The sequence below is a fragment of the Streptomyces sp. NPDC085460 genome (assembly GCF_044541975.1).
Taxonomy (GTDB): Bacteria; Actinomycetota; Actinomycetes; order Streptomycetales; family Streptomycetaceae; genus Streptomyces.
Genome location: NZ_JBITTO010000005.1, coordinates 450611 through 475647, shown reverse-complemented (window position 1 = coordinate 475647; position 25037 = coordinate 450611). Strand labels below are relative to the sequence as shown.

The following is a 25037-nucleotide window of genomic DNA, read 5'->3' as shown; positions in this document are numbered from 1 at the left end:
CCCGTGAGCCCCACGCCCCGCACCGCGACCCTCTTCCACGACGTACGGCCCCTCGGCGGCCCCGCCCGCGACCTCGTCGCCGTCGACGGGGTGCTCGTCGCGGAGCTGCCCGAGGGCGTCGCCGTCGAGCGGGTCGACGGCGGCGGGCGGCTCGCGCTGCCGACCCTGGTCGACGCCCACATCCACCCGGACAAGACCTCCTGGGGCGAGCCCTGGTACCGCCGCCGCCCCGCGGACGGCATCGCCGACTACGTGGCCGGGGACGTGGACCTGGCCCGCTCGCTGCCCACCCCGGTGGGCGAGCGGGCGCTGCGCCTGATGTCCCACGCGGCGACCCGGGGCACCCGCGCGATGCGCGCGCACGCGGACGTGGCCCCCGCCTACGACCTGGCCGCGATCGAGGGCGTCGCCGAGGCGGCCGCCGAGCTGGCCGGGATCGTCGACGTCGAGCTGGTCGCCTTCCCGCAGCACGGCGTCGTCCGCGCCCCGGGCGCGGCGGAGCTGCTCGCGGAGGCGGCGGCGAGCGGTCTGGTCAGCCATCTGGGCGGCATCGACCCGACCGGTTTCGACGCCACCGGCGGCCGGGACGGCGACCAGCTGGGCCTGGTCTTCGGGCTGGCCGAGAAGCACGGCCTGGGCCTCGACATCCATCTGCACGACCGGGGCGAGCCGGGCCTGGCGGTGCTGCGGGACATCGCCGCCCGCACCCGCGCGGCCGGGCTGGGGGGCAAGGTGGCGGTGGCACACGCCTTCGCGGTGGCGGGTCTCGCCGGCCGGGAGCTGGACGAGACGGCCGACCTGCTGGCGGAGTCCGGGATCGCGCTGACCACGGTCGCGCTGGGCGAGACGACGATCCTGCCGTTCCGCCGGCTCGCCGAGCGCGGGGTGACGGTCGGCCTCGGCTCGGACGGCGTCCGCGACAGCTGGAGCCCGTACGGCGACGCCGACATGCTGCACCGCGCCTGGCTGGCCGGCTGGGCCGCGGACGCCCGTCTCGACGAGGAGCTGGAGGCGTGCTTCGCGCTCGCCGCCGACGGCGGCGCGGCGCTGATGGGTCTGCCCGCCGCGGACCTGCGCCCCGGTTCCCCGGCCGACTTCATGCTGGTCGAGGGCGAGTGCCTGCCGCAGGTCGTGGTGGATCTGCCGGGCCGCGACCTGGTGGTCCGGGCGGGCCGGGTGGTGGCCAGGGACGGCCGCCTGGTCTGAGCCTCAGGCGCTCCGGCCCAGCTCGGCCAGGGAGGCCCGGACCGCCGCCAGGTCGGCCGAGGAGGCCAGGCCCGCGTGGTAGAGCCGGAGTTCGGTGGCGCCGTCGGCGAGGGCGCGGCGGGCGTCCTCGGCGAGGCGGCGGGGGGCGCCGCCCATGCCGGTGACGACGGACAGGTTGGCGGCGAGGGTGGAGCCGGGCGGCCGGTGGGCGGCGAAGGCGGCGAGCCGGCCGGGCCGGGCGACCACGCCGTCGGCGAGCCCGAGGACGTGCCCGGGGTCGGTGCCCGCGTCGGCGCCGCAGCGGTACGGGTCCGGGTCGGCGTGCAGCAGGATCCGGAAGCCGGGCGGGGCGGCGGCCCGGACGGCGGCGACGGCGGCCTCCTGGAGCGAGCGGGCGGTCCCGGCGCGCCAGGCGAGGACGGGCGCGGCCAGGTCGCCGAGCTCGCCGGCGGGTCCGGTGCCGGTCCAGACGGGGGCGAGGGCGGCGCGGACGGCGGCGGCCACCGCGTCGGGGTCGGCGCCCCCGTCGGCGTACCCCTGGCGGCAGTGCGGGCAGAAGCAGAGCGACAGCAGCAGCTGGGCGCGGTCGTCGAGCGGCACGCCGCCGGTCTTGTCGTGGGCGTGCAGATGGGCGTAGCCGTACCAGCCGCAGGACTCCAGCTCGGTGCCGGCCGCGCCGGGGCGGACGGCGGCCTCGGCGGCGAGGTCCACAAGCAGCGCGCGGACCTCGGGGTGCGCGATGCAGGGGGCCCACGAGTAGCGGTCGCCGTGGGCGTTGACGACGGAGGTGTCCGGATGCTCGGCGCCCAGCCGGGAGTTGTGGGCGAGGACGACCCAGCTGTGCACGGCGAGACCGGTGCCGTCGAGGGCCGCGGCGGCGCGTGCCCAGGCGTCGCCGGGGGCCCAGTCGCCCGCCGGGTACGGGGCGAGCCGGCGGCCGTGCCAGCGGTCCGGGTCCGGCGGGTAGAGCACGGCGGCGTGCTCGGCGGTGACGACCCGGTGCTCCGGGTGGCGGGGGCTGAGCGCCCGGGTGGAGTGGTAGGCGGCGGCGAGGGTGACCTGCCGGACGCCGAGCCCGGCGAGGAGCGCGGGGGCGGCGGGGTCGCCGTCGACGTCCCAGGGGTAGAGGAAGGCTCCCGTACGGGGGCGGGCGGGGGTGGTCACGGGCGCTCCCGGAAGTACGCGTCACACGGCTCCACGGCCGTTCACATCCATGAACGACGCTCGCACGCTAACCGCGCCCGAGCCGCCGGTCAAGGCGAGGAAGCCCGGAGAGGCCCGGTGGAACAGGACCTTGACGCCCTCTCACCCCCTCCCTAGCGTGTCCACGTCCGTGAATGACGCTCTCCGGCCGAGGAGTACCGCCGATGCCCGCACCCCGCACCCTCCTGCTCACCGGCGCCGCCGGAGGTGTCGGCACCCTCATGCGGGGACTGCTCCCGCGGTACGGCTACGAACTCCGCCTCCTCGACGTCGCTCCCGTGCCGGACGCGCCGGACGCGATCGTCGCCGACCTCGCCGACCGCGAGGCGGTCCGGGAGGCGGTCCGGGGGGTGGACGCGATCGTGCACCTCGCCGGCATCTCCGTGGAGGCCGAGTTCGACGCGATCGTCGCGGCGAACGTCACCGGTCTCCACCGGCTCTACGAGGCGGCCCGCGCGGAGGGCGTCCGCCGGGTGGTCTTCGCCTCCAGCAACCACGCCGTCGGCTTCACCCCCGCCCCGCGCGACGGCGAACCCCTGGTGCCGATCACCGCCCCGCACCGGCCCGACACCTACTACGGCCTCTCCAAGTGCTTCGGCGAGGACCTGGCACAGCTCTACTGGGACCGGCACGGCGTCGAGACCGTCTCGGTCCGCATCGGCTCCTGCTTCCCCGAGCCGACGTCGGTCCGGATGCTCTCCCTCTGGCTGAGCCCCGCCGACTGCGCGCGCCTGCTGCACGCGGCGCTCACGGCGGAGCGGGTCGGGCACACGGTGGTGTACGGCTCCTCGGCCAACACCCGCGGCTGGTGGGACCTGGCCCCGGCCCGCGCCCTCGGCTACGCGCCCCAGGACGACTCGGAGCCCTACGCCCCCGGCCTCCTGGCGGCCCGGGGACTCCCGGCCCCGGGCAGTCCGGACGACCTCTACATAGGCGGCGGTTTCACCGCGCTCTGACCCCGCCGCCGCTCCGGCCTCAGCGGCGGCACAGCCGGTGGCCGGTCCAGCCGCCGAGGGGGACGACGGCACGCACCCGGAGGTCCGCGTCGCCGGCGAGCTCCTCCAGCTCCTGGGCGGGGACGTGCCCCGGTTTCCCCTGCCTCGGCGTCAGGACCCAGATCGGACCGCCCTCGGCCAGCGGCCCCGCGTCGTCCCGCAGCTCGACCGCCAGGTCCCCGTCCCCCTCCCGCCACCACCACACCACGGCGTCCGCCGTGTCCTCGGAGGTGTCGTCCAGCAGCTCCCGGCCGGTCACCCGCCGGATGTCGTCCCGGAGCTCGTCGTCCGTGTCGTCGTCCGCGCCGAGCTCCCGCACCGCCTGCCCCGCCCCGAGGCCCATCGTCCCGGCGTACCCCACTGCGCGCCCCTCTCCCTCGACAGCCCGGGGGCCGACCGTACGGCGGGGCCGGAGGAGGTGTCCAGGAATGCCACGGGCCCGGCCGGTGATACGGGGGAGCCGGCCGGGCCCGGTTCGACGGCGCGCGCTGGCAGCGCCGGACGCCCCCCACCGTAGGCCGCCACCAAGATCACCGCGAGCCGCGTAACGCGGCCTCTGTCCGGAATGCGCGGTCGGCAGGGGCACAGGGGCGCACCGCCCGCCTCAGGGCACAGCCCTCAAGGCGCCATCCTCGGCGCGCCGTCCTCAGGGCGCCGTCCTCAGGGCGCCGTCCTCAGGGTCCGGGACGGCGACTCGCCGAACCTCTCGCGGTAGCGCGCCGCGAAACGGCCCTGGTGCGCGAAGCCCCACCGCCAGGCCACCTCGCTCACGCTCACCTCGTCCGGTTCCGCCGCCCGCAGCTCCTCCCTGACCCGTTCGAGCCGGACCTCCCGGACGTACGCCATCGGCGACATCCCGACGTACTCCCGGAACGACTCCTGGAGCCTGCGGACGCTCACGCGCGCGTGGACGGCGAGTTCGGAGGTGGTGAAGGGGTGCTCGGGGCGCTCCCGCACCGCGTCCATGGCCCGTTTCACCGGTGCCGGGCGGCGCGGCCCCGCGGGGTGGGCGAGCTCCTCCCGCCAGGGGTGCTCCGCCGCGAGGAGCAGGCCGTTGAGCAGCGCCTCCTGGAGGGGGCGGGCGACGAGTTCGTGGTGGGCGAGCCCCTCCCCGGCGAGCGCCTCCGCCGCGACCCGGCGGGCGAACCGCACCCAGCTGAGGCCGGGGCCCCGGGAGATGTCGAGACCGGGCCGGAAGGCGAGGCCGCCCTGCGGCGGCCGGCCCAGCAGGTGCTCCAGGCGGTCGCGCAGCTCGGCCGCGCCCACCTTGACGGAGAGGATCCGCCCGTCGCCGCTCCAGCGGTCCAGGTAGGTGTCCCCGGCCGGGTCGAGGAGCAGCGCCTCGCGCGCGGAGGCGTACACGGCGGGTCCGCCGCCCTGGCGCATCTCCATGGTGCCGCTGAGCGGGGCGTTGACGTGGTAGGCGCCGAGCTCGCCGAAGCTCATCCGGACGTCCGCCCCGCAGCTGAGGTCGCCGATGACGAGCGGCCCGAACTCGACGATGTCGAAGCGGGCCGCGAAGGACCGGCGCTCGTCCACGACGTCCATGCGGCTCGCGTAGTAGCGCGCGTCGAGTTCCTGGCGCGCCTCGTCGACGTCCCCGGTCGTAAAAGAGCTCCCACCCACAGCACCCACGATGCGAAAGATAATTCATATGACCGACTGGCCCGGGACGGGCAGGATGCCCCCATGCCACGACCTCAGGGATTCAGCTACGAAGAGCGCGGGGACGGCTCCGTCGTCCTCACCCACCACGGCCGGCCCGCCGGGGTCCTGCGCGGGGCGCGGGCCGCGAAGTTCCTCGCCGAGGCGCAGTCCGGCGACGTCCAGATGCTGATGGCCCGCTGGACCGGGGCGTACCGTTTCGGCAACGAGCGCCAGGCCCGGAACCACCCCCGTAACCAAGGTGGCGCAACCCGCCGCGGGTAAGGGAACGGCAAAGCGGCCCGGATCGTTGAGCCTGGCATGACCGCAATGACCCCCGGCTCGAACCTCCCGCTCACCGGCCCCCGTGTGGCGGTGGACGTCGCCGCCCCCGTGCGGCTCGACGTCTCGGGCCTGCTGCTCGGCGCCAACGGCAAGGTGCGCTCGGACGACGACTTCATCTTCTACAACCAGCCCGCGGGCCCCGGTGTCACCTACCGCTCCGGCGGCGGCACCGCGCCGGACGCGATCCTGGTGGACACCGGCGGCCTGCCCGCCGGCATCGAGAGGATCGTGGTCACGGCCAGCCCGGACGCCGCAGGACAGACCTTCCAGGGCATCGAGCCCACCGCGACCGTCCGCGACGCCGACAGCGGCGCGGTCATCGCCACCTTCACCCCGCCGCAGCTGGCCACCGAGACGGCCCTGGTGGTCGTCGAGATCTACCAGCGCAACGGCGCGTGGAAGGTCCGCGCCGTCGGCCAGGGGTACGCGAACGGCCTGGCCGGCATCGCGACCGACTTCGGCGTCTCGGTCGAGGAGGAGCCCGCCGCCGCCCCCGCGGCCCCGGCCCCCGTCGCGCCCGCGCCGGTGGCCCCGCCCGCGCAGTCCGGGCAGACGCTCCCGTCCTTCACTCCCCCGCCGATGCCGCCGGCTCCCCCGGCCGACCCCCGGCTCGCCGCCGCGGCCCCGGCCGCCCCCGCCCCCGCCGCCGCTCCCGCGCCCACCGGCAAGATCAACCTGGACAAGGGCCGGGTCAACCTCCAGAAGAACCAGACGGTGTCGCTGGTCAAGGGCGGCCGGCCGCTGCTCTCCCAGGTGAAGATGGGCCTCGGCTGGGAGCCCGCGTACCGGGGCAAGGACATCGACCTGGACGCCTCGGTCATCGCGTACGGCCCCCAGCGCAACCACCTGGACAGCTGCTACTTCGGCAAGCTGACCATCCTGGGCGGTGCCGTCCGGCACTCCGGGGACAACCTGACGGGTGAGGGCGCGGGCGACGACGAGGTCATCACCGTCGACCTCGGCCGGCTGCCGGCCGACGCCACCGGCCTGGTCTTCACCGTGAACTCGTTCTCCGGGCAGAAGTTCACCGAGGTCGCCAAGGCGTACTGCCGGCTGATGGACGCGGCGACCGGCGAGGAGCTGGTCCGCTTCGACCTGACCTCCGCCGAGCCGCAGACCGGCGTGATGATGGCCAAGCTCATCAAGCAGTTCTCCGGCGAGTGGGAGATGACCGCGATGGGCGAGTTCGTGAAGTCCCGGACGGTCCGGGGCATGGTGAAGCCCGCCGCCCAGGCGCTCTGAGCGGCGGGACCCGGCGCGCTACGAGAAGAGCGCGCTGTAGGCGTTGAGGGCGGGCTGGCCGCCGAGGTGGGCGTAGAGGACGGTCGCGTCGCGGCCGATCTCGCCGCTGTCCACCAGGTCGATCAGCCCGGCCATCGACTTCCCCTCGTAGACGGGGTCGGTGACCATCCCCTCGGTGCGGGCGGCCAGCCGCATCGCGTCGAGGGTGGCCTCGTCCGGGACCCCGTAGACACCGGCGTGGTAGCGCTCGTCCAGTTCCACGTCGGCGCCGGTCAGCTCGCGCTCGACGCCGAGGAGCGCGGCGGTGTTCCGGGCGATCCGGGTGATCTGGCCGTGGGTCTCGGCGGGCTTCGCGGAGGCGTCGATCCCGATGATCCGGCGGGGCCGGCCGCCCTCCTCGGCGAGGGCGGCGAAGCCGGCGACCATGCCGGCCTGGGTGGAGCCGGTCACCGAGCAGACCACCACCGTGTCGAAGAAGACGCCGAGCTCGCGCTCCTGCTCGGCCACCTCGTAGGCCCAGTTGGCGAAGCCGAGCCCGCCGAGCGGGTGGTCGGAGGCGCCGGCCGGGATGGCGTACGGCTTCCCGCCGCCCTCCTCGACCTCCCGCAGGGCCTGCTCCCAGCTCTCCTTGAAGCCGATCCCGAACCCGGCCCGCACGAGCCGCACGTCGGCGCCGGCGAGCCGGCTGATCAGGATGTTGCCGACCTTGTCGTAGACGGCGTCGGGCCACTCGACCCAGCTCTCCTGCACCAGCACGCACTTCAGCCCGGCGCGGGCGGCGACGGCGGCGACCTGGCGGGTGTGGTTGGACTGCACGCCGCCGATGGAGACGAGGGTGTCGCAGCCCTGCGCGAGGGCGTCCGCGACCAGGTACTCCAGCTTGCGGGTCTTGTTCCCGCCGTACGCGACCCCGGAGTTGCAGTCCTCCCGCTTGGCCCAGAGCGTCGCCCCGCCGAGGTGGTGGCCGAGCCGTTCGAGGGGGTGGACCGGGGAGGGTCCGAAGAGGAGCGGGTAGCGGTCGAAGTCGGTGATGGGCACGGGCGGCTCTCCCTGGGGTGGCGGACGGGGACGGAGGGGGGCGTCACGGCCCCTGGGGCGCGGGGATGCCGGTGACCTCGGCGACCTCGATGGCGTCGTCGGCCAGCTGTTCCAGGGCGGCCCAGATCTCGCTGGTGATCCGCACGGCCTCGTCCGCGTCCCCGGCGGCGCAGGCGTCGATGAGACGGGCGTGCAGCTCGGCGGAGGCGCAGCTGCCGGAGTCGCCGAAGAGCCGGCGCTCGACGCGCCGGATCAGCGGCGTGTAGCGGTCGATGGTGGCGGCGGCCGCGTGGTTGCCGCTGGCGCCGACGAGGACCTGGTGCAGTTCGTCGTCGGCGTCGAGGGCGGCCTCGACGTCGGAGGCGCGGACGGCGGCGGCGAAGCGCTCGTTGGCCTCGCGCATGGCGCGGATGGCCTCCGGGCCGAGCAGCGGCACGGCGGTGCGGGCGGCGAGTTCGTGCATGACCCGGACCACGGAGGCGGCGTCCCGGACGATCCGGCTGACCGGGCGGGTGACCCGGGTGTAGCTCTGCGGCTTGGTCTCGACGAGGCCCTCGACGGTGAGCCGGGCGAGGGCGTCGCGGACGGGGGCGCGGGAGAGTCCGAGCCGGTCGGCGAGGTCGGCGTCCTTGAGGAGGGCACCGGGGGCGAGGTCGCCGCGCACGATCGCCTCGCGCAGCGACTCGTAGGCCCGGTCGCGCAGCAGGGTCCGGCCCACGGGCATCAGAACGTCGTCCATGGACTGACAGGTTAGATGTCAGTCCATGGAGCCGACAGAGGATCTTGCAACCTGGCGGGAACCCGTCGGGTTCCCGACGGGATTCCTCACAGGTTCCCCGGAGGGCCGTGACCTGCCCGGTGTCAGCGGCGGGGCTGGCGCCGCCAGGGGCCGGTGATCGCGACCATGATGCCCGGGTTCTGGATGCTGGCGTAGAGGGTGTCGCCGTCGGGCGAGAAGACGACGCCGGTGAACTCGCTGTCGTTGAGGTCGTTGCGCGCGATCGGGTAGGTCCGGCCCGAGTCGGTGGCGCCGAAGAGGTGGGAGACGCCCTCGCCGTCCTCGGCGAGGACGAGCCCGCCGTACGGGGAGACGGTGATGTTGTCCGGGCCGTCGTAGGCACCGTCCTGGTCCGGCGCGGTGTTGACGCCCAGCAGCACCTTCAGCGTGAGGGTGCGGCGCTTGGGGTCGTAGAACCAGACCTGGCCGTCGTGGGCCGCGCCGGGGCTCTCGTCACGGGCGTACGAGGAGACGACGTAGGCGCCGCCGTCGCCCCACCACATGCCCTCCAGCTTCCGGGCGCGGGTGATCTGGTGGTCGGTGAACTGCTTGCGCACGGGCGTGGTGCGGGCGTCGCGGTCGGGGACGTCCACCCAGTCGACGCCGTAGACGGTGCCGATGCGGCCGGCACGGGAGAGGTCGTCGACGAACCGGCCGCCGGAGTCGATGCACCGGGCGGCCTGGAGGGCGCCTGCGTCGTCGGCGAGCGGGCGCAGCCTGCCGCGGCCGTGCTCGAAGCCGCGCGGCGGGACCCAGCGGAAGAGGAGGCCGTTGGGGTTGGAGGCGTCCTCGGTGAGGTAGGCGTGGCCGCGCTTGGGGTCGACGACGACGGCCTCGTGGTCGTAACGGCCGAAGAACTTGAGGGGCTTGGGGTCGAGGTTGGCCCGGCGGTCGCGGGGGTCCACCTCGAAGACGCACCCGTGGTCCTTGGTCATGCCGTTCTTGCCGGCGAGGTCGGAGTTCTCCTCGCAGGTCAGCCAGGTGCCCCAGGCGGTGCGGCCGCCGGCGCAGTTGGTGGAGGTGCCGGCGATGCCGACCCACTCGGCGGTGGTGCCGTCGCGGTGCACCTCGACGACGGTGCAGCCGCCGGCCGCGCCCGGGTCGTAGACGAGGCCCTCGGTGAGCGGGACGGGGTGGGCCCACTGGGAGCGGGCGCCCTTGAGCTCGTGGTTGTAGACGATGTACGTGGTGCCGCGCGGTCCCGCGAAGGTGGCGGCGCCGTCGTGGTTCGACGGGGTGAACTCGCCGCTCTCCAGGCGGGTGACGCCGGTGCGGGTGACGACGCGGTAGGCGAAGCCCTCGGGGAGGGCGAGGATGCCGTCGGGGTCGGCGACGAGCGGACCGTAGCCGAGGCGGTCGTGGCAGTACCCGCGGTCGTCGCGGTCGTCGCGGTCGTCGCGGTCGTCGTCGCGGCCGGGGCCGCCGTGGGCGCGCTCGTCGCTCGCGAGGGCCTCGGGGGCGGTGGCGAGGACCCCGACGGCGCCGGTGAGGGCGAAGCCGGCGACGGCGGACTTCTGGGTGAACTCTCTGCGGTTGAGCGCCATGGTGTACGGACTCTCCCCAAGCTGAGGGCCGGATGTCGCGCACACCATGGCGCGCCCGCGGGAACGGCGGCTGAACGGCGCGGGAACGGCCGCGGAGCGCCTTCCCCGGTTCCGGGGAAAGGGCTCCGCGGCCCGCTGCCGAGGGATCAGGCGGAGCCGGCGCGGGAGCGCGCCTTGAAGGCGGCCTTGCGGGCCTCCTTGGCGGCGGTCTTGTCGGGGTGGAGCCGGCCCATCGCGTCGAGGACGTCGGCGGTGGCGGGGTGCTCGACCCGCCAGGCGGTCTCCAGGAAGCCGGTGTGCCGGCTCGTCAGCCCCTCGATGAGCTCCTGGAGTTCGGCGAGGTCGCCGACGGCGTCGAGCTGGGCGGCGATGGTGTCCACGGCGAGCCAGAAGATCATGGACTCCGGCGGCGGGGGCACGTCCGAGGCGCCGCGCTCGACGAGCCAGACGCGGGCGAGGCCGCCGAGCTCGGAGTCGTCGAGGACGGCGCGGACCACCGGCTCGGCGTCGGCGCCGACCAGGGCGAGGGCCTGCTGGCAGTGGAGACGGCGGAGCGGGGACCCCGGGTCGGAGCCGCGGGCGGCGGCGAGGAGTTCGGCGGCGGCGGGCACCGGCTCGCGGCCGGCGAGCCACGCCTCGGTCTCGGCGCGGGCGGCGGACTCGGGGTAGCCGGCCAGGCCGGCGAGGAGGGCGTCGGCGTCCTTCTCCGCGAGGTCGCCGACGGCGGGGGCGTCGACGCCGGCCTCCAGCATGCGGGTGCGGACGCCGTAGAGGCCGAGCGGGGTGAGGCGGACCATGCCGTAGCGGGAGACGTCCTCGTCGTCGACGGGCGGCGCGGGCTCCTCGCCCTCCTCGGCCATCAGGGCCTCGTCGACGGGCTGGTACTCGACGAGGCCGATCGGCTCCAGCAGCCGGAACTGCTCGTCGAGCCGCATCATCGCGTCGGAGACCTGCTCCAGGACGTCGTCGGTGGGCTCGCCCATGTCGTCGGGGACGACCATGGAGGCGGCGAGGGCGGGCAGCGGCACGGGGCCTTCGCCGGGACCGCCCTCGCTGACGGTCAGCAGGTAGAGGTTGCCGAGGACGCCCTCCAGGAAGTCGGCCTCCGCCTCCGGGTCCCAGTCCAGGGTGTCGAGGTCGAGTCCGCCGTCCTCGTCGAGCAGCGGCTCCAGGTCGTCGATGGCGGGCGCGACGGCGTCGGCGAAGACGGCGTCGAAGGCGTCGAGCCAGATGCCGAGCACGTCGCGGGGCGCGCCGCCGGTGACGACGGCCAGGTTCTCGCCGGGGGCGGCGATGCCGGGGGTGTCGTCGTCGGCGCCGTCCTCGACGTCGACCAGGCCGGTGTCGACGGCGAGCCGCCAGGCGTCGCCCGCCCAGTACTCGGCGTCCTCGTCACCGGCGAGGCCGAGGACCTCGGCGGCGTCCGGCAGCTGCTCGTCGGCGAGTTCGCCACCCGCGCCGACCCGGGTGCCGGGTCCCGCCCAGCGGGCGAGGCGGACGGCGTGGGCGAGGAGGGGGGCGGCCAGGGCTTCCCGAGCCAGCTCCGCGTCCGAGGGCAGCCGAACGGGGGGAAGGGTGGGGTGCTCCGCAGCCATGTGGGGGATCTCCTCGACGCGTGCGTGGATCGGTGGGGACGGGTGCGGTCCGGGGCCGGACCGGTGGGGGCCGGCGGGGCCGGCGTCCTCAGCGTAGACGCATCCGGGGGGCCGCCCGCGGGTTCATGGACCCGTCAGCCTTCGTACACCCGTCGACCCTTGACAAGTGGGGCGCTCTCACAAGAGATTGACGCGCGTAGATCTCTCTGCCGTTCCTCCAAGCACCCTCGGAGCCTCCTGATGTCTTCCTCCATACCGAGAACCGCCGCCGTCTCCGCGGTGGTCGCCGCCGCGCTCGCGGCCGGACTGCTCGCCGGCTCGCAGAGCGCCGCGGCCGAGGACACCGCCGCGGTCCGCATCCACGACGTCCAGGGCACCACCCGGGTCTCGCCGCTGGCCGGCAAGCAGGTCACCGGGGTGACCGGCGTCGTCACCGGCGTCCGGACCTACGGCTCGTCGCGGGGCTTCTGGATGCAGGACCCGCAGGGCGACGGCGACCCGGCCACCAGCGAGGGCCTGTTCGTCTTCACGGGCTCCGCCCCGACGGTCGCGGTCGGCGACGCGGTCAGCGTCGACGGCACGGTCACCGAGTACGTCCCCGGCGGCCTGAACTCCGGCAACCAGTCGCTGACCCAGCTGTCCCGCCCCAAGGTCACCGTGGTCTCGCAGGGCAACGCGCTGCCCGCGCCCGTCACCATCGCCCCCTGGTCGGTGCCGGACGCGTACGCCCCCGAGGGCGACCCGGCGAACGGCGGCTCGATCAACGCGCTGCCGCTGAAGCCCCGCGCGTACGCCCTGGACTACTACGAGTCGCTGGAGGGCACCAACGTCCGCGTCTCCTCCTCGCGGGTGGTCGGCGCCACCGACCCGTACTCCGAGCTGTGGGTCACGGTGAAGCCGTGGGAGAACCGCAACTGGCGCGGCGGCGCGGTCTACGGCTCGTACGCGTCCCAGAACACCGGCCGGCTCCAGATCCAGTCGCTGGTCCCGACCGCCCAGCAGCCCTTCCCGAAGGCGAACGTGGGCGACTGGCTGGTCGGTTCGACCGAGGGCCCGCTCGACTTCAACCAGTTCGGCGGCTACACCCTGACCGCCCGCACCCTCGGCACGGTCGTGGACCGCGGCCTGGAGCGCGAGGTCACGCGGAAGCAGCACAAGAACGAGCTGGCCGTGGCCACGTACAACGTGGAGAACCTCGACCCGAGCGACCCGCAGGAGAAGTTCGACGCGCTCGCGAAGGCCGTCGTCGAGAACCTCGCCGCGCCGGACGTGCTGGCCCTGGAGGAGATCCAGGACGACAACGGCGCCACGAACGACGGCACGGTCTCGGCCGGCCAGACGCTGAAGAAGTTCACGGACGCGATCGTGGCGGCCGGCGGCCCGGCGTACGAGTGGCGCTCGATCGACCCGGAGAACAACAAGGACGGCGGCGAGCCCGGCGGCAACATCCGTCAGGTCTTCCTCTTCAACCCCGAGCGGGTCTCCTTCGTGGACCGCGCGGGCGGCGACGCGACCACCGCGACCGGCGTCACCGGTGCGAAGGGCCGCGCCGCCCTCACCCTCTCCCCCGGCCGGATCGACCCGGCGAACGCCGCCTGGGAGGCCAGCCGCAAGCCGCTCGCGGGCGAGTTCAGCTTCCGCGGCCGCACGGTCTTCGTCATCGCCAACCACTTCGGCTCGAAGGGCGGCGACCAGGCGCTGACCTCGCAGTTCCAGCCGCCGAACCGTTCCTCCGAGGCCAAGCGCCTCCTCCAGGCGCAGGCCGTCAACGCCTTCGTGAAGGAGATCACGGCGGTCGACAAGCACGCGGACGTCCTCGTCGTCGGCGACATCAACGACTTCGAGTTCTCGGCGACCACCGAGGCGCTGACCGACGGCGACGTGCTCTACCCGGCGGTGAAGTCGCTGCCCCGCTCCGAGCGCTACTCGTACGTCTACCAGGGCAACAGCCAGGTCCTCGACCAGATCCTGACCAGCCCCGGCGTGCGCCACTTCGCGTACGACAGCGTGCACATCAACGCCGAGTTCGCGGACCAGAACAGCGACCACGACCCGCAGGTCCTGCGCTTCCGCCCGTAGGACGGCGGCCCCGCTACGCGCCCGCGCTCAGGCTGAGCGCGGGCGCGTACCTGCGCACCCGGCCGCCCGTCAGCGCCGGGTGGTGCTGCACCCGCGCCCACGCCTCGCTCAGCGGGGCGTCGTCCGCCAGCCACTTCTCATGGGCCCGCTCGCTCTCCCACTCGGCGTAGTTGAGGACCCGGCCGCCGTCAGTGGAGAGGTGGAACTGGCCGCTGATCCCGCCCGGCACGGGCCGCGTCGCCGCGTCCTCGTCCAGCGCGGCGAACACGCCGTCCACCCACTCCTCCCGGCGCCCCGCGTCCGCCGGGTCGAAGTCCGCCTCGACGATCACGACGACCCCGGGCAGCTCCCCCGTGCTCGTCGCGCCGCGGGCGGTGGAGCGGTGGATCGGGCCGTAGCGGCGGAGCTCCACCCGCTCGATGCCCGGCACGGCGGCGTCGATCTCGGCGTTCCGGTCGTCGCGGTAGGTACGGACGAAGTCGTCGTACGCCTGCTGCTCGGTCCACTGCGAGTAGTGCAGCAGCGTGTCCCCGTCGGTGCCGGCCAGGACGCTGTACGAGAGCAGGCCGAGGTCCGGCCACGCCCTGCTCTCCCACGCCTTCCGGACGGCCTCGACGGCGGCGCGCTGCCGCTCGGGGGTGCCGACCCGCCAGGTGCTGACGAGGACGGCGCCGACTCCGGGGCGGTGGAGGTCGGGACGGGCATCGGGGTGTGCGACGGCGTTCATGGGGTGTCTCCTCCTGCTCGGTGCGAACGGTTCGACCCTCCACCCTCAACCTTGGTCGAGGTCAAGGGGGTTCGGCATGGAAGACTGCGCGCCATGATCCTTCGCCCCGCCACCCGCGCCGAACTCCCCGCCGTCCTCGCCCTGCTCGCCGACGAGCACCGGGTGGTGGACCCCGCCACGGTCGCCGTCACCGAGGCGTACGAACGGGCCTTCGCGGCCATCGCGGGCGATCCGCGCAACGAACTCCTCGTCCTGGTCGACGGCGAGCTCGTCCTCGGCTGCCTCCAGGCCACCTACATCCCGGGGCTCGGCAAGGGCGGCGCCGAGCGGGCGCTGATCGAGGCGGTCCGGATCCGGGCCGACCGGCGCGGCGGCGGGCTCGGCCGGGAGCTGATGGAGCGGGCCGCGGCGCGGGCGAGGGAGCGCGGCTGCGCCCTCGTCCAGCTGACCAGCGGCAAGGGGCGCGCCGACGCCCACCGCTTCTACGCCTCGCTCGGCTACGCCCGCAGCCACGAGGGCTTCAAGCTCGCCCTCTGACCGGAGCTTCCGTTCACCTGAACTGAACGTTCCGGCGAAGCAGATCTAAGTGGACCTGAACGATGGCGTCCGCCCAGACTGCCTCCATGAGCACTCCAGGAACTCCCCGCCCGTTCGGCCGCGCCCTCTGCGCGATGGTCACCCCGTTCACCGACTCCGGCGCCCTCGACCTCGACGCGGCCGGGAAGCTGGCCGCCCGGCTGGTCGGGGAGGGCTGCGACGGACTGGTCCTCAACGGCACCACCGGGGAGTCCCCGACCACCACGGACGCCGAGAAGACTGCGCTGGTCCGGGCGGTCCGGGAGGCGGTCGGCCCGGGCCCGGCGCTGGTGGCCGGCGTGGGCACGGCCGACACACGGCACACGGTGGAGCTGGCCCGGGAGGCGGAGGCGGCCGGGGCCGACGGCCTGCTCGTCGTCACCCCGTACTACAGCCGCCCGCCGCAGGACGCGGTCGCCGCCCACTTCCTGAAGGTCGCGGACGGCGCCGGGCTCCCGGTGATGGTCTACGACATCCCCGGCCGCACCGGCACCCGCGTCGAGCCCGACACCATGCGCCGGCTCGCCGAGCACCCGAGGATCACGGCCGTCAAGGACTGCTCGTACGACCTGCTCGCGGCGGGCCGGCTGATCGCCGAGACCCCGCTCGCCTACTACTCCGGCAACGAGGAGCTGAACCTGCCGCTGTACGCGGTCGGCGGCGCCGGCTACGTCAGTACGGTGGCGAACGTGGCGCCGCGCCGGCTGGCCGCCGTCCTCGACGCGTACGACGCGGGCGACACCGCCCTGGCGGCCCGGCTGCACGCCCGCACGCTCCCGCTCGTCGAGCGGATGATGTCCGCCGGGCTGCCCGGCACGGTCACCGCGAAGGCGCTCCTCGGCGGCCCGGTCAGGGAACCGCTGCGGCCCGCCGGCCGGGAGACGGCCGACGGGCTGCGCGCGCTCCTGGCGGAGCTGGTCTCAGCCTGAGTCGACCGTGGAGGTCCGCCCCAGGATCGCCGCGTGCTCCAGCACGTCCTCCAGCGGGTCGTCGATCTGACCGGTGTGCAGGCTGAGGCTGGGACCGTTGGTCACGGTCGGTCCGTTGTGCGTGTGGGTCTCGTCCGCCCGGGCGGCCCCCGCCGGCAGCAGCACCGCCGCCGCGGTGAGCACTCCCGCGACCATCGGCCTCGTCCTCATGTCGACTCCTCGACTCGTCTCTCCGGGGAGCACCGCGCTCCCCGGAGACTCAACGCGTCGTGATCGCCGTCAGTTGTGGCTGTGCAGGATGTCGTTCAGGCCGCCCCAGACCGCGTTGTTCGGGCGGGCCTCGACGGCGCCGGTGACCGAGTTGCGGCGGAAGAGGATGTTCGAGGCGCCGGAGAGGTCACGGGCCTTGACGACCTGGCCGTCGGGCATGGTGACCCGGGTGCCGGCGGTGACGTACAGGCCGGCCTCGACGACGCACTCGTCGCCGAGCGCGATGCCGACGCCCGCCTCGGCGCCGACGAGGCAGCGCTCGCCGATGGAGATGACGACGTTGCCGCCGCCGGAGAGGGTGCCCATGGTGGAGGCGCCGCCGCCGATGTCGGAGCCGTCGCCGACGACGACGCCGGCGGAGATGCGGCCCTCGACCATGGAGGTGCCGAGGGTGCCGGCGTTGAAGTTGACGAAGCCCTCGTGCATGACGGTGGTGCCGGCGGCCAGGTGGGCGCCGAGACGGACGCGGTCGGCGTCGGCGATGCGGACGCCGGCGGGCACGACGTAGTCGGTCATGCGGGGGAACTTGTCGATCGAGGTGACCTGGAGGTGCAGGCCCTCGGCGCGGGCGTTGAGCCGCACCTTCTCGATGTCGTCGACGGCGACCGGGCCGAGCGAGGTCCAGGCGACGTTGGCGAGCAGGCCGAAGACGCCGTCCAGGCTCTGGCCGTGCGGCCGGACGAGGCGGTGGCTCAGCAGGTGCAGGCGCAGGTAGGCGTCGTGCGCGTCGAGCGGCTTCTCGTCGAGCGAGGCGATGACGGTGCGCACGGCGACCACCTCGACGCCGCGGCGGGCGTCCACGCCGAGGGCCTTGGCGGCGCCCTCGCCGAGGGCGTTCACCGCCTCCTCCGGGGAGAGCCGCGTGGTGCCGGCCGGGCCGGGCTCTTCGGTGAGCTCGGGGGCGGGGAACCAGGTGTCGAGGACGGTGCCGTCGCCGGCGAGGGTGGCGAGGCCGGCGGCGACGGCGCCGGTGGTGCGAGGAGCAGTGGTGGTCATGACGGAAAACCTAACGGTCGGGCCCCCGCGCGGGCCAACCGGTCTCAGGTGCCGGTCGGGCGTGCCGGAGCTTCCGACGAGTCCCGGGCCGGCCCCTTCGGGTCTTCGTTCAGGATCCGGGCGATCATCTCGCGCGCGTACGCCTCGTCGTACGGCGTCTCGGTGAGCAGCACCTGGAGGCCGATGCCGTCGATCAGGGCGACGAGGGCGCGGGCGGTGGCCGGCCCGGTGTGCGGGGCGAGGGCGGTGACGACCTCCTCGGCCCATTCGGCGGCGACGGGGCGGAGGGCGGGGCGGCGCAGGGCGGCGAGGTAGATCTCGTACTCCAGCTCCACCTGGCCCCGGTCGGCCCCGAGCCACCCGCCGAGCAGCCGGGCGATCCCTGCGGCGAGCTCCTCCCCCGCGCGCGGGGTCGCGCCGCGCAGTGCGCCGGCCCAGCTCGTGTTGAGCTTCCGCAGGGCGGCGACGAGGAGTTCGTCGAGGGAGCCGAAGTGGTACGTGGTGGAGCCGAGCGGCACGTCGGCCTCGGCGGCGACGGCGCGGTGGCTCAGCCCCGCGATCCCGTCCCGACGGACCACCCGCAGGGCGGCGTCCACGATCCGCTCCCGGCGCTCGGGGTCGTAGCGGCGGGCCCGGGCCATCAGTGCGCCCCGCCCAGGTTGAGCACGGCGACCCCGGCGACGATGAGGACGATCCCGGCGATCTTGGCGAGGCTGAGGGTCTCGCCGAGGAAGAGGATCCCGATGCCGGCGACGGCGGCCGTGCCGACGCCGGACCAGATCGCGTAGGCGGTGCCGACCTGGAGGGTCTTGAGGGCCTGGGCGAGCAGCGCGAAGGCGATGACGTACCCGGTACCCGTGAGGAGCGAGGGCCAGAGCCTGGTGAAGCCCTCGCTGTACTTCATGGAGGTGGTGGCGATGATCTCGGCCGCGATGGCCCCGGCGAGCAGTCCGTAACCCATGTGTACGAGGGTACACATCACTGTGTACGGGTGTACACAACGAGCGCGGGGCACCCTGGCCCCGGGCAGCCGGGCCGGGCCCCGGCCGGACGCGAAGAGGCCCCCGGCACAGTGCCGGGGGCCTCTCGCGTACGGGCGCCGATCAGACGTTGAAGCCGAGCGCGCGCAGCTGCTCGCGGCCGTCGTCGGTGATCTTGTCCGGGCCCCACGGGGGCATCCAGACCCAGTTGATCCGCAGCTCGTTGACGATGCCGTCGGTGGCCGCGCGGGCCTGGTCCTCGATGACGTCGGTCAGCGGACAGGCCGCCGAGGTCAGCGTCATGTCGAGCGTCGCGATGTTGGCGTCGTCGATGTGGATCCCGTAGATCAGGCCCAGGTTGACGACGTCGATGCCCAGCTCGGGGTCGACGACGTCGTACAGCGCCTCGCGGACTTCTTCCTCGGAGGCCGGCTTCGTCGTGGCCTCGATGTTCTCGGTCATGCCGACTTCCTCACAGACTTCTGGTCGTCTCCGCCCAGGGCCTGGGCGGTCGCGTCCTTCCACGCCATCCAGCTGAGCAGCGCGCACTTCACCCGGGCCGGGTACTTGGAGACGCCGGCGAACGCCACCGCGTCCTCCAGGATCTCCTCCATGGCGTCGTCCGGCTCGATCTGGCCCTTGGACTGCATCAGCTCCAGGAAGGTGCCCTGGATCTTCTGCGCCTCGGCCAGCTCCTTGCCGACGAGCAGCTCGTTGAGCACGGAGGCCGACGCCTGGCTGATGGAGCAGCCCTGGCCCTCGTACGACACGTCCGCGATCCGCTCGCCGTCGTACTTCACGCGGAGCGTGATCTCGTCGCCGCACGTCGGGTTGACGTGGTGCACCTCGGCGTCGCCGTCCCGCAAGCCCCGCCCGTGCGGGTGCTTGTAGTGGTCCAGGATGACGTCCTGGTACATCGAATCCAGCTTCACGAGCGTCCCCTAGCCGAAGAAGTTCCGTACGTGCTCCAGTCCCTCGACCAGGGCGTCGACCTCGGCCGGAGTGGAGTACAGATAGAACGACGCCCGCGTGGTCGCGGGAATTCCGTACCGCAGGCAGACCGGCCGCGCGCAGTGGTGGCCGACCCGGACCGCGATGCCCTGCTCGTCGAGGACCTGGCCCACGTCGTGCGGGTGGATGTCGCCGAGCGTGAAGGAGATCGCCGCGCCGCGGTCCTCGGCCGTGGTCGGGCCGATGATCCGCAGGTCCGGCACCTCCTGGAGGCGGCGGACGGCGTACTCGGTGATCGCGTGCTCGTGGCGCGCGATGTTCTCCATGCCGATCGCCGACAGGTAGTCCACGGCCGCGCCGAGGCCGACGGCCTGGGCGATCGGGGGCGTACCCGCCTCGAACTTGTGCGGGGCCGGCGCGTAGGTGGAGGAGTGCATCGAGACGGTCTCGATCATCTCGCCGCCACCGAGGAAGGGCGGCAGGTCCTCCAGGAGCTCCTGCCGTCCCCACAGCACGCCGATGCCGGTCGGGCCGCACATCTTGTGGCCGGTGAAGGCCACGAAGTCGGCCTGGAGCGCCTGCACGTCGAGGACCTGGTGCGGGGCGGCCTGGGAGGCGTCGATGCAGACGAGCGCACCGACCTCCTGGGCGCGCCGGACGATGGTCTCGACCGGGTTCTGGGTGCCGAGCAGGTTGGAGACCAGCGTGAAGGAGACGATCTTCGTCTTCTCCGTGATGACCTCTTCGATGTTCGACAGGTCGAGACGGCCGTCGTCGGTGAGGCCGAACCACTTCAGCTTCGCGCCGGTGCGCTGCGAGAGCAGCTGCCACGGGACGATGTTGGAGTGGTGCTCCATCTCCGTGATGGCGATCTCGGTCTCGTGGTCCACGCGGTAGGGCTCGTCGGCCCAGCCCAGCATGTTGGCCACGAGGTTGAGCGACTCGGAGGCGTTCTTGGTGAAGATCACCTCGTTGCGGCTCGGCGCGTTGATGAAGGCGGCGACCTTGTCGCGGGCGCCCTCGTACAGCGCGGTGGCCTCCTCGGCGACCGTGTAGACGCCGCGGTGGACGTTGGCGTTGTGACGCTCGTAGTAGGCGTTGAGCGCGTCGAGGACCTGCCGCGGCTTCTGCGAGGTGGCCGCGGAGTCCAGGTACACGATCTTCTTGCCGTCGTGGACCGTGCGATCCAGGAGCGGGAAGTCCTTGCGGATCGCCTCGGTGTCGAGGAGGCCGGTCAGCCCCTGATGGGCGGAAGTCACGCGGATGCGCCACCCTTCACGTACTTGTCGTAGCCCTCGTTCTCCAACTGGTCGGCGAGCTCGGCGCCGCCGGACTCGACGATGCGGCCGTTCGCGAACACGTGCACGAAGTCGGGCTTGATGTAGCGCAGGATGCGCGTGTAGTGGGTGATGAGCAGGGTGCCGACCTCGCCCGTCTCGCGGACGCGGTTGACGCCCTCGGAGACGATGCGCAGGGCGTCGACGTCGAGGCCGGAGTCGGTCTCGTCGAGGATCGCGATCTTCGGCTTGAGGAGCTCCAGCTGGAGGATCTCGTGGCGCTTCTTCTCGCCGCCGGAGAAGCCCTCGTTCACGTTGCGCTCGGCGAAGGCCGGGTCCATGGAGAGCTTCTCCATGGCCTCGCGGACCTCCTTGACCCAGGTGCGCAGCTTGGGGGCCTCGCCGCGGATGGCGGTGGCGGAGGTGCGCAGGAAGTTGGAGACCGAGACGCCGGGGACCTCGACCGGGTACTGCATGGCGAGGAAGACGCCGGCGCGGGCGCGCTCGTCGACGGACATCTCCAGGACGTCCTCGCCGTCGAGGGTGACGGTGCCGCCGGTGACCGTGTACTTGGGGTGACCCGCCAGGGAGTACGCCAGGGTCGACTTGCCGGAGCCGTTGGGGCCCATGACCGCGTGGGTCTCACCCTGCTTGATGGTCAGGTCGACGCCCTTGAGGATCTCGCGGGGGCCGTTCTCCGCCTCGACGGAGACGTGCAGGTCGTGGATTTCGAGCGTTGCCATGGGTGACTCAGGACTCCTGGGTGACGGAGACGAGCACATCGTCCCCTTCGATCTTTACGGGGTACACGGGGACGGGGCGCGTCGCGGGAAGGCCGGACGGCTTGCCGGTACGGAGGTCGAAGCTGGAACCGTGCAGCCAGCACTCGATGGCGCAGTCCTCGACCTCGCCCTCCGAGAGGGAGACGTTCGCGTGCGAGCAGATGTCGTTGATCGCGAACACCTCACCCTCGGTGTGGACGACCGACACCGGCGTGCCGTCGACCTCGACCCGCTTCGGGGTGTCGGCCTCCAGCTCGCTCAGCGCGCAGACTCGGACGAACGCGGCCATCAGACGGAAGCCTCCAGCTCGGCCTCGACCTTGGCGATCAGGCGCTCCTCGACGTCGGGCAGGCCGATCTGCTGGACCAGCTCGGCGAAGAAGCCGCGGACGACGAGGCGGCGGGCCTCGGTCTCCGGGATGCCGCGGGCCATCAGGTAGAAGAGCTGCTCGTCGTCGAAGCGGCCGGTGGCGGAGGCGTGGCCGGCGCCGGCGATCTCGCCGGTCTCGATCTCCAGGTTCGGCACGGAGTCGACCCGGGCGCCGTCGGTGAGGACGAGGTTCCGGTTGAGCTCGTAGGTGTCGGTGCCCTCGGCGGCGGCCTGGATGAGGACGTCGCCGATCCAGACCGCGTGCGCGTCCTGGCCCTGGAGCGCGCCCTTGTAGGCGACGTTCGAGGTGCAGTGCGGGGTGTTGTGGTCGACCAGGAGGCGGTGCTCCTGGTGCTGGCCCGCGTCGGTGAAGTACAGGCCGAAGAGCTCGGCGGTGCCGCCGGGGGCGGCGTAGCTGACGCGCGGGTGGAGGCGGACGACGTCACCGCCGAAGGTGACGACGACCGACTTGAAGGAGGCGTCCCGGCCGAGCAGCGCGTTGTGCTGGGCGACGTGGACGGCGTCCTTCTCCCAGTCCTGCACGGAGACGACGGTGAGCTTGGCGCCGTCGCCGAGGACGAAGTCGACGTTGGCGGCGAGCACGGCGTCACCGGTGTGGTCGATGACGACCACGGCCTCGGCGAAGGCGCCGAGCTCGATCACCTGGTGGCCGAAGGCGGTGCCGCCCTGGCCGTGCACGGCGATCCGGATCGGCTCGGCGAGGACGGCCTCCTTGGCGACGGTGACGACCGACGCCTTCTCGAAGGAGGAGTACGCCTGGGCGGCGACGCGGTCGACGGGCTTGCCGGCCTTGCCGAGGCGCTCGTCGTCGCGGCCGACGGTCTCCACGGTGACGCCCTCGGGGGCCTCGATCTCGACCCGCACGCCCTCGCCGGTGGCGACGGCGGTGCCGTCGTGCAGACCGCGCAGGCGGGCGAGCGGGGTGAAGCGCCACTCCTCCTCGCGGCCGTGCGGGATCGGGAAGTCCGCGACGTCGAAGGACGGCGGGGCGCTCATGCGGGTGGCGACGGTGGACTCGGCGGCCACCGCGATCGAGCCCGCGGTGGTGGAGCCCGCGGGGATGTTCTGAGCCTCAGCCATGGCTAACGTGTTGCTCTCTTCCTGCCTCGTCGTACGCGCCCGCTCGTGGGGGCCGGGCCGGCGGGCGCCGTGCGGCGCCCGTCCTTCCCTGCCGCCGTGCGGCGGGCTCGCGGGGCTCAGCGAGTGAGCCCTGGTCGTTTACCTGGTCTGCGGGGCGCTCTAGCCCACCGCGCCTTCCATCTGCAGCTCGATCAGCCGGTTCAGCTCCAGCGCGTACTCCATGGGCAGCTCCTTGGCGATCGGCTCGACGAAGCCGCGCACGATCATCGCCATGGCCTCCTGCTCGGTGAGACCGCGCTGCATCAGGTAGAACAGCTGGTCCTCGGAGACCTTGGAGACGGTGGCCTCGTGGCCCATGGTCACGTCGTCCTCGCGCACGTCCACGTAGGGGTACGTGTCGGAGCGGGAGATCGTGTCGACGAGCAGCGCGTCGCAGAGGACGTTGGACTTGGCGCCGGGGGCGCCCTCGCCGATCTCGATGAGGCCGCGGTAGGAGGTGCGGCCGCCGCCGCGCGCCACCGACTTGGAGACGATGGACGACGAGGTGTTCGGGGCCATGTGGACCATCTTGGCGCCGGCGTCCTGGTGCTGGCCCTCGCCCGCGAAGGCGATGGACAGGGTCTCGCCCTTGGCGTGCTCGCCCATCAGGTAGACGGCCGGGTACTTCATGGTGACCTTGGAGCCGATGTTGCCGTCGACCCACTCCATGGTGGCGCCCTCGTAGGCGACGGCGCGCTTGGTCACCAGGTTGTAGACGTTGTTCGACCAGTTCTGGATGGTCGTGTAGCGGCAGCGGCCGCCCTTCTTCACGATGATCTCGACGACCGCGGAGTGCAGCGAGTCGGAGGAGTAGATCGGGGCGGTGCAGCCCTCGACGTAGTGGACGTAGGCGTCCTCGTCGACGATGATCAGCGTCCGCTCGAACTGGCCCATGTTCTCCGTGTTGATACGGAAGTACGCCTGGAGCGGGATCTCGACGTGCACGCCCTTCGGCACGTAGATGAACGATCCGCCGGACCACACGGCCGTGTTCAGCGAGGCGAACTTGTTGTCGCCGACCGGGATGACGGTGCCGAAGTACTCCTTGAAGAGCTCCTCGTGCTCCTTCAGCGCGGTGTCGGTGTCGACGAAGATGACGCCCTGCTCCTCCAGGTCCTCGCGGATCTGGTGGTAGACGACCTCGGACTCGTACTGGGCGGCGACACCGGCGACGAGGCGCTGCTTCTCCGCCTCCGGGATGCCGAGCTTGTCGTACGTGTTCTTGATGTCCTCCGGCAGTTCCTCCCAGGAAGCAGCCTGCTTCTCGGTGGACCGCACGAAGTACTTGATGTTGTCGAAGTCGATGCCGCCGAGGTCGGAGCCCCAGGTCGGCATGGGCTTCTTGTCGAAGAGCCGCAGACCCTTGAGACGCAGCTTCAGCATCCACTCGGGCTCGTTCTTCTTCGAGGAGATGTCGCGGACGACCTCCTCGCCCAGACCGCGCTTGGCAGTGGCGCCGGCCGCGTCCGAGTCGGCCCAGCCGTACTCGTACCGACCCAGGCCCTCGAGCTCGGGGTGGCTGATCTCGGTGGTCATGCGGGGTTCCTCCCGGCCGTGCTTGCGGATGCTGTTTCGGTGGTCTGTGGGGCGCTGTGCGGGATGAACGTCGTACAGACGCCGTCGCCGTGGGCGATGGTGGCCAGGCGCTGGACGTGCGTTCCCAAGAGGCGGGAGAAGATCTCCGTCTCCGCCTCGCACAGCTGGGGGTACTGCTCGGCGACGTGGGCGACCGGGCAGTGGTGCTGGCAGAGCTGCTCGCCGACCGGCGCGTTGCGCGCAGTGGCAGCGTACCCGTCCGCCGTCAGGGCCTTGGCCAGCGCCTCGGCCCGCCGCTCCGGCTCCACCGACTCGACGGCTTCCCGGTAGCTCTCGGCCTGGGCCTCGAACCGGTCGCGGGCGAAGGCGGCGACGGCGGCCTCCCCACCGGCGTTCCGCTCGATCCAGCGGAGCGCCTCGACGGCGAGGGAGTCGTACGACTGGTCGAAGGCGTCCCGGCCGCAGTCGGTGAGAGCGAAGACCTTGGCGGGGCGGCCGCGGGTGCGGGCGCCGTAGACGCGCTTCTCGCGGGCCTCGACGACCTGCTCGGCGACGAGCGCGTCGAGGTGACGGCGTACGGCCGCCTGGGTCAGTCCCACCCTCTCCGCGAGGTCGGCGACGGTGGACGGCCCGTGATCCAGGATGGACCGCGCGACCCGGTTGCGTGTCGACCGCTCTCGGGTCGCGAGTTCCTCCACGGGAGCCGCGCCAAGGTTTTTCACAACGCCATTGTTGCGTAATTAATCAGGCAGTGACAAGCGACGCCGGGAGCGACCACGATGGCGTGCGTCACTCAGGTAAGGCTTACCTGACCTGCGGAAACGATCATTCGTGG

At 73.0% G+C, this 25037-nt stretch carries 27 protein-coding genes; 7 read left to right on the top strand and 20 right to left on the bottom strand.

Features of this window, described 5'->3' with window-relative positions:
• Window positions 1-3 precede the first annotated feature (3 nt).
• Window positions 4-1206, top strand: coding sequence for an amidohydrolase (locus tag ACIGHB_RS15970; RefSeq protein ID WP_399913480.1), 1203 nt, complete (start codon window positions 4-6; stop codon window positions 1204-1206).
• A 3-nt stretch (window positions 1207-1209) separates the two neighbouring features.
• Here ACIGHB_RS15970 and ACIGHB_RS15965 read toward each other — a convergent pair whose 3' ends face one another.
• Window positions 1210-2370, bottom strand: coding sequence for a hypothetical protein (locus tag ACIGHB_RS15965; protein WP_399913477.1), 1161 nt, complete (start codon window positions 2368-2370; stop codon window positions 1210-1212).
• A 203-nt stretch (window positions 2371-2573) separates the two neighbouring features.
• On the opposite strand from ACIGHB_RS15965, the gene ACIGHB_RS15960 reads away from it, so the two are divergent.
• Complete coding sequence (locus ACIGHB_RS15960) at window positions 2574-3365, top strand: NAD-dependent epimerase/dehydratase family protein (protein ID WP_399913474.1); 792 nt, start codon at window positions 2574-2576, stop codon at window positions 3363-3365.
• Window positions 3366-3384: 19 nt separating this feature from the next.
• Here the strand turns inward: ACIGHB_RS15960 and ACIGHB_RS15955 are convergent, their stop codons facing one another.
• Together ACIGHB_RS15955 and ACIGHB_RS15950 are read right to left on the bottom strand one after the other, a co-directional pair.
• Window positions 3385-3765: a DUF3052 family protein gene (locus ACIGHB_RS15955; RefSeq protein WP_399913471.1), complete on the bottom strand. Its 381-nt coding sequence runs from the start codon at window positions 3763-3765 to the stop codon at window positions 3385-3387.
• A 299-nt stretch (window positions 3766-4064) separates the two neighbouring features.
• Window positions 4065-5039 carry an AraC family transcriptional regulator gene (locus tag ACIGHB_RS15950; RefSeq protein ID WP_360312876.1) on the bottom strand — a complete coding sequence of 325 codons (975 nt, stop codon included), beginning with the start codon at window positions 5037-5039 and terminating at the stop codon, window positions 4065-4067.
• Between the two features lie 54 nt (window positions 5040-5093).
• Here ACIGHB_RS15950 and ACIGHB_RS15945 point away from each other — a divergent pair, with 54 nt between their 5' ends.
• Together ACIGHB_RS15945 and ACIGHB_RS15940 are read left to right on the top strand one after the other, a co-directional pair.
• Window positions 5094-5333 carry a hypothetical protein gene (locus ACIGHB_RS15945; RefSeq protein WP_388869603.1) on the top strand — a complete coding sequence of 80 codons (240 nt, stop codon included), beginning with the start codon at window positions 5094-5096 and terminating at the stop codon, window positions 5331-5333.
• A 36-nt stretch (window positions 5334-5369) separates the two neighbouring features.
• Complete coding sequence (locus ACIGHB_RS15940) at window positions 5370-6635, top strand: TerD family protein (RefSeq protein ID WP_399913468.1); 1266 nt, start codon at window positions 5370-5372, stop codon at window positions 6633-6635.
• An 18-nt stretch (window positions 6636-6653) separates the two neighbouring features.
• On the opposite strand, the gene ACIGHB_RS15935 is transcribed toward ACIGHB_RS15940, so the two are convergent.
• The 4 genes from ACIGHB_RS15935 to ACIGHB_RS15920 all read right to left on the bottom strand — a co-directional run bounded on the left by ACIGHB_RS15935 (window position 6654) and on the right by ACIGHB_RS15920 (window position 11590).
• Window positions 6654-7673, bottom strand: coding sequence for a 1-aminocyclopropane-1-carboxylate deaminase (locus ACIGHB_RS15935; RefSeq protein WP_399913465.1), 1020 nt, complete (start codon window positions 7671-7673; stop codon window positions 6654-6656).
• Between the two features lie 43 nt (window positions 7674-7716).
• Window positions 7717-8412, bottom strand: coding sequence for a GntR family transcriptional regulator (locus tag ACIGHB_RS15930; protein WP_360312870.1), 696 nt, complete (start codon window positions 8410-8412; stop codon window positions 7717-7719).
• 122 nt (window positions 8413-8534) lie between these two features.
• Window positions 8535-9995 (bottom strand): alkaline phosphatase PhoX, encoded by a 1461-nt coding sequence (locus tag ACIGHB_RS15925; RefSeq protein WP_399913461.1) that lies wholly within the window; start codon window positions 9993-9995, stop codon window positions 8535-8537.
• Between the two features lie 146 nt (window positions 9996-10141).
• The gene (locus ACIGHB_RS15920) at window positions 10142-11590 is read right to left on the bottom strand and encodes a hypothetical protein (protein ID WP_399913459.1); all 1449 of its coding nucleotides are present in this window, start codon (window positions 11588-11590) and stop codon (window positions 10142-10144) included.
• Window positions 11591-11830: 240 nt separating this feature from the next.
• On the opposite strand from ACIGHB_RS15920, the gene ACIGHB_RS15915 reads away from it, so the two are divergent.
• Window positions 11831-13669: an endonuclease/exonuclease/phosphatase family protein gene (locus ACIGHB_RS15915; protein WP_360312864.1), complete on the top strand. Its 1839-nt coding sequence runs from the start codon at window positions 11831-11833 to the stop codon at window positions 13667-13669.
• A 13-nt stretch (window positions 13670-13682) separates the two neighbouring features.
• Here ACIGHB_RS15915 and ACIGHB_RS15910 read toward each other — a convergent pair whose 3' ends face one another.
• Window positions 13683-14396, bottom strand: a complete 714-nt coding sequence (locus ACIGHB_RS15910) for an antibiotic biosynthesis monooxygenase (RefSeq protein WP_399913456.1) — start codon at window positions 14394-14396, stop codon at window positions 13683-13685.
• A 93-nt stretch (window positions 14397-14489) separates the two neighbouring features.
• Between ACIGHB_RS15910 and ACIGHB_RS15905 the strand changes: the two genes are divergently transcribed.
• Both ACIGHB_RS15905 and dapA read left to right on the top strand, forming a co-directional pair.
• Window positions 14490-14933 (top strand): GNAT family N-acetyltransferase, encoded by a 444-nt coding sequence (locus ACIGHB_RS15905; RefSeq protein ID WP_399913453.1) that lies wholly within the window; start codon window positions 14490-14492, stop codon window positions 14931-14933.
• 86 nt (window positions 14934-15019) lie between these two features.
• A complete protein-coding gene (gene dapA / locus ACIGHB_RS15900) occupies window positions 15020-15901 on the top strand; it encodes a 4-hydroxy-tetrahydrodipicolinate synthase (RefSeq protein ID WP_399913450.1) in 882 nt (293 codons plus the stop codon).
• Here dapA and ACIGHB_RS15895 read toward each other — a convergent pair.
• The 12 genes from ACIGHB_RS15895 to ACIGHB_RS15840 form a co-directional block, all read right to left on the bottom strand.
• Window positions 15893-16111: a hypothetical protein gene (locus tag ACIGHB_RS15895; RefSeq protein ID WP_360312856.1), complete on the bottom strand. Its 219-nt coding sequence runs from the start codon at window positions 16109-16111 to the stop codon at window positions 15893-15895. The two genes, dapA and ACIGHB_RS15895, sit on opposite strands and share 9 nt — an antisense overlap.
• A gap of 69 nt (window positions 16112-16180) precedes the next feature.
• A complete protein-coding gene (dapD, locus tag ACIGHB_RS15890) occupies window positions 16181-17167 on the bottom strand; it encodes a 2,3,4,5-tetrahydropyridine-2,6-dicarboxylate N-succinyltransferase (protein ID WP_360312854.1) in 987 nt (328 codons plus the stop codon).
• Between the two features lie 44 nt (window positions 17168-17211).
• Window positions 17212-17808, bottom strand: coding sequence for a TetR/AcrR family transcriptional regulator (locus ACIGHB_RS15885; protein ID WP_399913447.1), 597 nt, complete (start codon window positions 17806-17808; stop codon window positions 17212-17214).
• On the bottom strand, window positions 17808-18128 hold the full coding sequence (locus tag ACIGHB_RS15880; RefSeq protein ID WP_360312850.1) for a multidrug efflux SMR transporter: 321 nt from the start codon (window positions 18126-18128) through the stop codon (window positions 17808-17810). Before ACIGHB_RS15880 ends, ACIGHB_RS15885 begins: the two co-directional genes overlap by 1 nt.
• Before the next feature lie 142 nt (window positions 18129-18270).
• Complete coding sequence (locus tag ACIGHB_RS15875) at window positions 18271-18609, bottom strand: metal-sulfur cluster assembly factor (protein WP_360312848.1); 339 nt, start codon at window positions 18607-18609, stop codon at window positions 18271-18273.
• On the bottom strand, window positions 18606-19079 hold the full coding sequence (gene sufU / locus ACIGHB_RS15870) for a Fe-S cluster assembly sulfur transfer protein SufU (protein ID WP_360312846.1): 474 nt from the start codon (window positions 19077-19079) through the stop codon (window positions 18606-18608). Before sufU ends, ACIGHB_RS15875 begins: the two co-directional genes overlap by 4 nt.
• A 9-nt stretch (window positions 19080-19088) precedes the next feature.
• Window positions 19089-20357, bottom strand: coding sequence for a cysteine desulfurase (locus tag ACIGHB_RS15865; protein ID WP_169085948.1), 1269 nt, complete (start codon window positions 20355-20357; stop codon window positions 19089-19091).
• Window positions 20354-21118, bottom strand: coding sequence for a Fe-S cluster assembly ATPase SufC (gene sufC, locus ACIGHB_RS15860; protein WP_200428196.1), 765 nt, complete (start codon window positions 21116-21118; stop codon window positions 20354-20356). Before sufC ends, ACIGHB_RS15865 begins: the two co-directional genes overlap by 4 nt.
• Window positions 21119-21125: 7 nt before the next feature.
• Window positions 21126-21446 (bottom strand): bifunctional 3-phenylpropionate/cinnamic acid dioxygenase ferredoxin subunit, encoded by a 321-nt coding sequence (locus ACIGHB_RS15855; RefSeq protein WP_360312843.1) that lies wholly within the window; start codon window positions 21444-21446, stop codon window positions 21126-21128.
• Window positions 21446-22627, bottom strand: a complete 1182-nt coding sequence (sufD, locus tag ACIGHB_RS15850; RefSeq protein WP_360312841.1) for a Fe-S cluster assembly protein SufD — start codon at window positions 22625-22627, stop codon at window positions 21446-21448. Before sufD ends, ACIGHB_RS15855 begins: the two co-directional genes overlap by 1 nt.
• Before the next feature lie 159 nt (window positions 22628-22786).
• A complete protein-coding gene (gene sufB / locus ACIGHB_RS15845; protein WP_189850670.1) occupies window positions 22787-24202 on the bottom strand; it encodes a Fe-S cluster assembly protein SufB in 1416 nt (471 codons plus the stop codon).
• Window positions 24199-24924, bottom strand: a complete 726-nt coding sequence (locus ACIGHB_RS15840; RefSeq protein WP_360312839.1) for a metalloregulator ArsR/SmtB family transcription factor — start codon at window positions 24922-24924, stop codon at window positions 24199-24201. Before ACIGHB_RS15840 ends, sufB begins: the two co-directional genes overlap by 4 nt.
• Window positions 24925-25037 lie beyond the last annotated feature (113 nt).

What these genes read in the sequence shown, in the direction of transcription:
- ACIGHB_RS15960 (WP_399913474.1), top strand. Translation starts at nt 2,574, where the DNA reads ATGCCCGCACCCCGCACCCTCCTGCTCACCGGCGCCGCCGGAGGTGTC.
- ACIGHB_RS15945 (WP_388869603.1), top strand. Translation starts at nt 5,094, where the DNA reads ATGCCACGACCTCAGGGATTCAGCTACGAAGAGCGCGGGGACGGCTCC.
- ACIGHB_RS15940 (WP_399913468.1), top strand. Translation starts at nt 5,370, where the DNA reads ATGACCGCAATGACCCCCGGCTCGAACCTCCCGCTCACCGGCCCCCGT.
- ACIGHB_RS15930 (WP_360312870.1), bottom strand. Translation starts at nt 8,412, where the DNA reads ATGGACGACGTTCTGATGCCCGTGGGCCGGACCCTGCTGCGCGACCGG.
- ACIGHB_RS15925 (WP_399913461.1), bottom strand. Translation starts at nt 9,995, where the DNA reads ATGGCGCTCAACCGCAGAGAGTTCACCCAGAAGTCCGCCGTCGCCGGC.
- ACIGHB_RS15920 (WP_399913459.1), bottom strand. Translation starts at nt 11,590, where the DNA reads ATGGCTGCGGAGCACCCCACCCTTCCCCCCGTTCGGCTGCCCTCGGAC.
- ACIGHB_RS15915 (WP_360312864.1), top strand. Translation starts at nt 11,831, where the DNA reads ATGTCTTCCTCCATACCGAGAACCGCCGCCGTCTCCGCGGTGGTCGCC.
- ACIGHB_RS15910 (WP_399913456.1), bottom strand. Translation starts at nt 14,396, where the DNA reads ATGAACGCCGTCGCACACCCCGATGCCCGTCCCGACCTCCACCGCCCC.
- ACIGHB_RS15905 (WP_399913453.1), top strand. Translation starts at nt 14,490, where the DNA reads ATGATCCTTCGCCCCGCCACCCGCGCCGAACTCCCCGCCGTCCTCGCC.
- dapA (WP_399913450.1), top strand. Translation starts at nt 15,020, where the DNA reads ATGAGCACTCCAGGAACTCCCCGCCCGTTCGGCCGCGCCCTCTGCGCG.
- ACIGHB_RS15895 (WP_360312856.1), bottom strand. Translation starts at nt 16,111, where the DNA reads ATGAGGACGAGGCCGATGGTCGCGGGAGTGCTCACCGCGGCGGCGGTG.
- dapD (WP_360312854.1), bottom strand. Translation starts at nt 17,167, where the DNA reads ATGACCACCACTGCTCCTCGCACCACCGGCGCCGTCGCCGCCGGCCTC.
- ACIGHB_RS15885 (WP_399913447.1), bottom strand. Translation starts at nt 17,808, where the DNA reads ATGGCCCGGGCCCGCCGCTACGACCCCGAGCGCCGGGAGCGGATCGTG.
- ACIGHB_RS15880 (WP_360312850.1), bottom strand. Translation starts at nt 18,128, where the DNA reads ATGGGTTACGGACTGCTCGCCGGGGCCATCGCGGCCGAGATCATCGCC.
- ACIGHB_RS15875 (WP_360312848.1), bottom strand. Translation starts at nt 18,609, where the DNA reads ATGACCGAGAACATCGAGGCCACGACGAAGCCGGCCTCCGAGGAAGAA.
- sufC (WP_200428196.1), bottom strand. Translation starts at nt 21,118, where the DNA reads ATGGCAACGCTCGAAATCCACGACCTGCACGTCTCCGTCGAGGCGGAG.
- ACIGHB_RS15855 (WP_360312843.1), bottom strand. Translation starts at nt 21,446, where the DNA reads ATGGCCGCGTTCGTCCGAGTCTGCGCGCTGAGCGAGCTGGAGGCCGAC.
- sufD (WP_360312841.1), bottom strand. Translation starts at nt 22,627, where the DNA reads ATGGCTGAGGCTCAGAACATCCCCGCGGGCTCCACCACCGCGGGCTCG.
- sufB (WP_189850670.1), bottom strand. Translation starts at nt 24,202, where the DNA reads ATGACCACCGAGATCAGCCACCCCGAGCTCGAGGGCCTGGGTCGGTAC.